General features: G+C 56.5%; 5 protein-coding genes. 2 read left to right on the top strand and 3 right to left on the bottom strand.

Annotation, left to right across the window (positions count from 1 at the left end; genetic code table 11):
* Nucleotides 1-237 precede the first annotated feature (237 nt).
* Complete coding sequence (locus ACIQ0G_RS09580) at nucleotides 238-378, top strand: DUF2256 domain-containing protein (RefSeq protein WP_324477484.1); 141 nt, start codon at nucleotides 238-240, stop codon at nucleotides 376-378.
* 126 nt (nucleotides 379-504) lie between these two features.
* On the top strand, nucleotides 505-1,869 hold the full coding sequence (locus ACIQ0G_RS09575) for a peptide MFS transporter (protein WP_397577711.1): 1,365 nt from the start codon (nucleotides 505-507) through the stop codon (nucleotides 1,867-1,869).
* On the opposite strand, the gene ACIQ0G_RS09570 is transcribed toward ACIQ0G_RS09575, so the two are convergent.
* The 3 genes from ACIQ0G_RS09570 to betB form a co-directional block, all read right to left on the bottom strand.
* On the bottom strand, nucleotides 1,866-3,230 hold the full coding sequence (locus ACIQ0G_RS09570) for an FAD-dependent oxidoreductase (protein WP_397577710.1): 1,365 nt from the start codon (nucleotides 3,228-3,230) through the stop codon (nucleotides 1,866-1,868). The genes ACIQ0G_RS09575 and ACIQ0G_RS09570 overlap by 4 nt on opposite strands.
* Entirely contained in the window at nucleotides 3,227-4,915 is a 1,689-nt protein-coding gene (gene betA, locus ACIQ0G_RS09565) for a choline dehydrogenase (protein ID WP_397577709.1), read from the bottom strand. The genes ACIQ0G_RS09570 and betA overlap by 4 nt, the downstream gene beginning before the upstream one ends.
* Nucleotides 4,881-6,238, bottom strand: a 1,358-nt coding sequence (gene betB / locus ACIQ0G_RS09560; RefSeq protein WP_397577708.1) for a betaine-aldehyde dehydrogenase, incomplete at its 5' end; no start/stop codon positions are given. The genes betA and betB, both read right to left, overlap by 35 nt.

Below are 6,238 nucleotides of genomic sequence, written 5' to 3'. Positions count from 1 at the left end.
GATTTCCGAATTTCATATTCACTCTCCTGTTAATCAATTTCCTAAGGCTTTGCGCCATTTTTATTGGGGATGAAAGCTTAATTTGCCCCCAGCATCCCTCTGAGCAGCCTAAAGGCGTGGTACGCTGATAACGTTTGAAATGCTGCGCAGCAAATAGTTAGTTTCATTTGCAAAAATATAGCTGTTACTGCGATAAAAATGTTACGCACTTAGCACGCTCAAATATGGAATTTCGCAATGCCCAAGATGGTCAAAAAGGCAGATCTGCCGTCAAAAATATGCGCGGCATGTGAAAAGCCGTTTGCGTGGCGTAAAAAATGGGCGAAAGATTGGGAAAATGTGCGCTTCTGCTCGGATCGCTGCAGGCGGGCGCGCTAACCATCCGCTAAACGCGCTTTGCGGACATAGTCGCAATGCGCATCCTCAATCCTTCCCTTGCACCTCTCGCCTAACCGGGCATAGATACGCCCATCGCTAGGGACGCACAGAATGTTGGGGGAAAGCTTGGATAAGATCGCACAAACCGCACATGGCCAGCCGTCTGGTCATCCCAAAGGCCTGTACTATTTGTCTTTCACAGAGATGTGGGAACGCTTTTCCTTTTATGGCATGTCTGCGTTGCTCACGCTCTATATGGTCAAAGAGTTGCTGCAGCCTGAAAATGCGTTGCAAGTCATTGGGCTCGCCGCGCTGCGCAATATGTTCGAATTTCGTGGACCGATGAGCGACGTCGCTTTTTCGGCGATCATTTATGGCTGGTATGCCGGCTTGGTCTATTTCACGCCTATGGTTGGGGGTTGGGTTGCCGACCGCATTCTTGGGGCAAAGCGCACGGTGATGATCGGCGTTGTCCTGATGAGCGCAGGGCATTTGGCGATGTCCTTTTATGCCAGCTTCCTATTTGCGCTCTTGCTGCTGATCCTTGGATCGGGATTTCTCAAGGGCAATATTTCCGCGCAGGTCGGCGCGCTTTACCCTCGCTCGGATGAATCCATGCGGTCGCGCGGTTTTACTATTTTTTCGACAGGCATTTGCATCGGTGCGGCGAGCGGGCCGTTCGTGACTGGGCTGGTCGCAGCCATTTATGGCTGGCATGCCGGTTTTGCGGTTGCGGCAGCTTTGATGTTGATTGCGCTCGTCGCCTATATTCTGGGCCAGAAGCACCTGCCGGATGACCGTCCGGTGGCGCGCAAACGGGAAAAGGCCCCAGCCATGAGCGCCGCTGAACGCAAACGGGTGGCGGTGCTGCTGCTTGTCATTGCGCTGACCATACCCGCTGAAATTGCGTATCCGATGGTATGGAGCATCGGGATATTGTGGGTCGATCAATATGTGAATTTGGCGACATCGCTTGGCGAGGTGCCATCGAGCTGGTTTGCATCGATGGATTCCATCGGTGCCATCCTTGCCGCGCCGGCGTTGATTGCATTCTGGGCATGGCAGGCCAAGCGGGGTAGCGAGCCCACCAGCGTGACGAAGGTGGGCATTGGAACAACCATTATTGCCTTTGCCGCACTTCTTTTTGCTTATGGCAATTTAGGTCTGAGTGAACCGGATAGTGTGGGCGCGGGATGGGCAATCGCGGGTTGGCTGATCATGGGGCTCGCTTGGATGTATTATTGGCCAACGACGCTGGCCATTGTCAGCAGGGCGGCACCTGCGGGGATGGGCTCTTTCCTGATGGGCGTTGCGTTTCTCTCGCCCTTTGTCGGACATGTACTCGCTGGGTGGGTTGGCAGCTATTTTGACCAAATGACCCCGTCGGTTTTCTGGGCTATGGATGCGGCCATCGCTTTGGTGGGTGGGACGCTCATTTTGCTGTTCCGCAAATGCCTGCAAGCTGCGCTGGACCCTGATCTGTCCGCTTAAGAAATGCGGGCGCCTTGGCGGATCAGCTCCTTTTGCACGGCGCTGATATCAATTTCGTCAAAGTCGCGGTCCGTCTTGACCGCCAACGCCGCAGCAACGCCGGCACCTTGCCCCGCAACCGCACAACACATCATGTTGCGGACGGCGGCATGGCTGACCTTGTCGCCGCCAATGACACGACCGGCGGTAATCAGGTGTTTCACATTTTTTGGAACCATCGAGCGATAAGGAAGATGGAAATATCGGCCGGTCGTCGGCAAAATAAGATAGCCATAGCCGTCGATGAATTCAGGAAAAATGCCGATGCTATCGTCAAAGCGGCCTTGTTCCATCACATCGTCTGCGGTCATATTGTAAACCGCATCAATCTTGCGCGTATCGCGAATGCCCAGCGTCATGCCGAAATTGCGCAACTTTGCGTCTTCGCAGCCCGGCATAAAGGCCTGCAAAGCCGCAATGGCGTGCATTGCCTGCTTTCGCCCCGCCATTTCGCCATGGGTTAGGGCATCGGGATCCGTGCCGTCGAGATAAAGATGGCACATGTTGAGATAAGTGAGGTCTCCCTGATCGGAAACGGTGCCCCATGTGCCCGCCATGGTTTTCACGCTGTCCGGTATTAGGCCCGCTTCCAGCGCTTTCTGGAACGGCTTGCGCAAGAATGGCGAGAACATTTCATCCTCTTTGCCGCTGGTGATCACTTCCCACTCACCGCCTACGGCCCAGTCGCCATAGGTTTGCGGGTCGGCCTTTACGGCGTCAATAAACCGCGTCTTGTTGACCCCGCACATGGAGAACATGACCGAGACGGACATCATTTCGTCCACGGGGTGCATATGCGTTGGCGCGCCCGCACGATGGGCAATGTCGGCGTCTCCTGTCGCGTCAATGACGCGTTTGGCGAGTATGGCTTCGCGGCCTGCCTTGCTTTCGACAATTACGCCGCGGATCGTGTTGCCATCCATGATGGGTGCGACACATAAACGGTGCAACATCGGGATGACGCCTGCTTCCTCGACCAGCGTATCTGCAACAAATTTGAACCCTTCGGCATCGAGACTGTGGCTGATCGATTGCGGCTCGGGCATTGCGGCGCCCATGGCTTTGGCGCGGTCTTCAAATTCACGCCCGATGCCTTCGCTGTCGATCGTCGCCGGATGCCGGTACCATGCGAAGCCCTCAACCCCGACCTGCGTGATATTGCCGCCGAAGCAGCCATAACGTTCAAGCAACGTCGTTTCGACGCCCGCTCGCGCAGACGCCAGCGCCGCGGCAAGGCCCCCGGGACCGGAGCCAATGACCAGAACGTCCGTTTGCCGGATTACATCAATCTGGCGTGCGGGCTCGAGGATAGTATTTGTCATCTTTGGGTGACATCCCAATCTGGCGCGACGTAAAATGGGGCATTAGACGGTGCGAGCATGGGTTTGCCAAGGATATGATCGGCGCCCTTTTCACCGATCATGATCGTCGGCGCATTCAGGTTGCCCGTGGTGATCGACGGCATCACTCCGCTGTCGACGACGCGCAGCCCTTGGACACCGATCACACGCAATTCGGGGTCCACCACCGCCATCGGGTCACGCGGACTGCCCATCTTGCATGTGCAACTGGGGTGAAGCGCGCTTTCGACATGTTCGGCAATGAAAGCGTCAATCTGATCATCGGTGACGCAGTCTGCTCCGGGCTGAATTTCACGTCCGCGATAGGGGGCGAAAGCAGGTTGCTGGAAAATCTCCCGCGTCAGCCGCACGCAGGCGCGCATGTCCACCCAATCGTCTGGATGGCTCATATAGTTGAACAAGATTTTGGGTTTGTCGTGCGGGTCGGCACTTTTGAGGGTGACCGTGCCCCGGCTTTTTGAACGCATGGGGCCGACATGCGCTTGGAAGCCATGTTCTGTTGCAAGCGACGATCCGTCATAATTGATCGCCATAGGAAAGAAATGATATTGGATATCCGGATATTTTATGCCGGCGCGGCTGCGGATAAAGCCGCAGCTTTCAAACTGGTTTGATGCGCCCGTTCCCGACCGACCGAATAGCCATTGTGCACCGACCATGGCTTTGCCGAGAAGATTTGCCTTGCCGTAAAGGGTGATCGGCTGGGTGCAGGCCATCTGGAAATAGAATTCGAGATGATCCTGCAGATTTGCGCCAACACCGGGGCGGTCTGCGCGCACTGTTATGCCGTGGCGTTGCAACTCTTCTGCAGGACCGATGCCGGAAAGCTTAAGCAGCTGGACCGAATTGATCGGACCGCCCGAAAGGATGACCTCGCGTGCGGCGCGAAGCTGATGCGTTTTGCCGGCTTGTTCATATTCCATGCCGACAGCGCGCGTGCCGTCAAACAGGATGCGTGTCGCCAGCGCATGTTCGATAACGTGCAGATTGGGCCGCTTGCGGGCTTCATACAGATAGGCCTTGGCCGCCGAACAGCGCGTACCGTTCCGCACGGTCATGTCCATCCGGCCAAAGCCTTCTTGGGCATAGCCATTATAGTCTTCGGTCAGGCTATAGCCTGCCTGTTGCGCGGCATCGAGCCAAGCCTGATGCAATGGATTGTCGAGCGGGCCATAGCTGGTCGACAGCGGACCATCTCCGCCGCGATATTCGTTACCGCCTTCGGCGCGACCTTCGGCGCGTTTGAAATACGGCAGCACATCGGCATAGCCCCATCCGGTAGCGCCTTCATCTTCTTTCCAGCGTTCAAAATCGAGCGCGTTGCCACGAACGTAAACAAGCCCGTTGATCGATGATGATCCCCCCAAACCCTTGCCGCGCGGGCAGTTCAGGCGGCGTCCATTCAGATGCGGTTCCGGCTCGCTTTCATAGCCCCAGTTCCAACGTTTGGTATTCATGGGGTAAGCGAGCGCGGCGGGCATCTGAATGAAGATTGACCGGTCACTGCCGCCAAATTCAAGCAACACGACCTTATGTTTGCCATCGGCGCTCAGCCGGTCCGCCAGCACGCATCCTGCCGACCCTGCGCCGACGATGATATAGTCTGCGGCCTCAATAGGGGGCATCGATGGGTTCCATCGCGACATAGACGCTCTTTAGCTGGGTATAATGTTCAATCGCTGCCTTGCCGTTTTCGCGGCCCAGACCGGATTGTTTGTTGCCGCCAAACGGCATTTCAATCGGCGTGATATTGTATGTGTTAATCCAGCAGGTACCCGCCTCCAACGCCGCGATCACGCGGTGCGCGCGTGTCAAATTGTTGGTGAAAATACCGGCGGCGAGACCGAAGCTGGTGTTGTTCGCCCGCGCGACAACCTCTGCCTCATCCTCGAAATCAAGCACCGCCATGACGGGGCCGAAAATCTCTTCACGGACAATGGCCATATCGTCGGTGCAGCCGGTGAAGATGGTCGGTTCAACAAAGGCACCCTTCGCCAAGTCGCCGGTCGTCACCCGCTTGCCACCGGTCAGCAGATTTGCACCTTGTTGTTGGCCAAGCGCGATATAGCCGAGCACCTTTTCCATATGCGCTGGCGAAATCAGCGCGCCCATTTGGGTGGCTGGATTAAGCGGATCGCCAATCACCATCGCCTCGGTGCGCGCCTTCAATTTTGCCAGAAACGCATCACGGACATTTTTGTGTACAAAGACGCGCGTGCCGTTGGTGCAAACCTCGCCCGCCGAATAGAAATTGGCGAGCAGTGCGCCCGAGACCGCTTCATCCAAATCGGCATCTTCGAACACAATTAGCGCCGATTTGCCGCCCAGTTCAAAGGTGACATATTTCAGCGTGCCGGCCGCATCGACCATAACCTTTTTACCCGTGCCGACTTCGCCCGTCAGCGACACTTTGGCGATGTCGGGATGCAGGCTGAGCAAGCGGCCAGTGTCGGCTTTGCCTTGCACCACTTGAAACAACCCATCGGGAAGGCCCGCATCGCGATAGGTCTTTTCTAGCTCAATCGCGGTCAGGGGTGTTAGCTCGGCTGGCTTGAAGATCATTGCGTTGCCGCAAGCCAGCGCGGGTGCGGATTTCCAGCAGGCAATCTGAATGGGATAGTTCCACGCGCCAATACCCGCAACCACGCCTAAAGGCTCGCGCCGGGAATAGCCGAACGCGCCCGTGCCAAGATCGTGATGTTCTCCTGCGATGGTGCGCGCAAGGCCAGCATAATATTCGATACAGTCCGCGCCGGATAAGACATCAACGGCAATGGTTTCTTGAATGGGCTTTCCGGTATCTTGTGCTTCAAGCCGTGCGAGCACGTCATTGCGTTCAACAAGTAGGGCGGCGGCGCGGTGAAGGATGCGTCCGCGCTCGACACCCGGTGTTTTTGCCCAAAGCTTTTGCGCCTCAGCCGCGCGGGCCACAGCTTTATCGACCTCTGCTTGTCCATCGATACGGATGG

Origin of the sequence: Sphingorhabdus sp., from assembly GCF_044354325.1 — a bacterium.
Classification (GTDB): domain Bacteria; phylum Pseudomonadota; class Alphaproteobacteria; order Sphingomonadales; family Sphingomonadaceae; genus Sphingorhabdus_B.
This window is presented reverse-complemented; position numbering and strand designations above follow the sequence as displayed.

What these genes read in the sequence shown, in the direction of transcription:
- ACIQ0G_RS09580 (WP_324477484.1), top strand. Translation starts at nt 238, where the DNA reads ATGCCCAAGATGGTCAAAAAGGCAGATCTGCCGTCAAAAATATGCGCG.
- ACIQ0G_RS09570 (WP_397577710.1), bottom strand. Translation starts at nt 3,230, where the DNA reads ATGACAAATACTATCCTCGAGCCCGCACGCCAGATTGATGTAATCCGG.
- betA (WP_397577709.1), bottom strand. Translation starts at nt 4,915, where the DNA reads ATGTCGCGATGGAACCCATCGATGCCCCCTATTGAGGCCGCAGACTAT.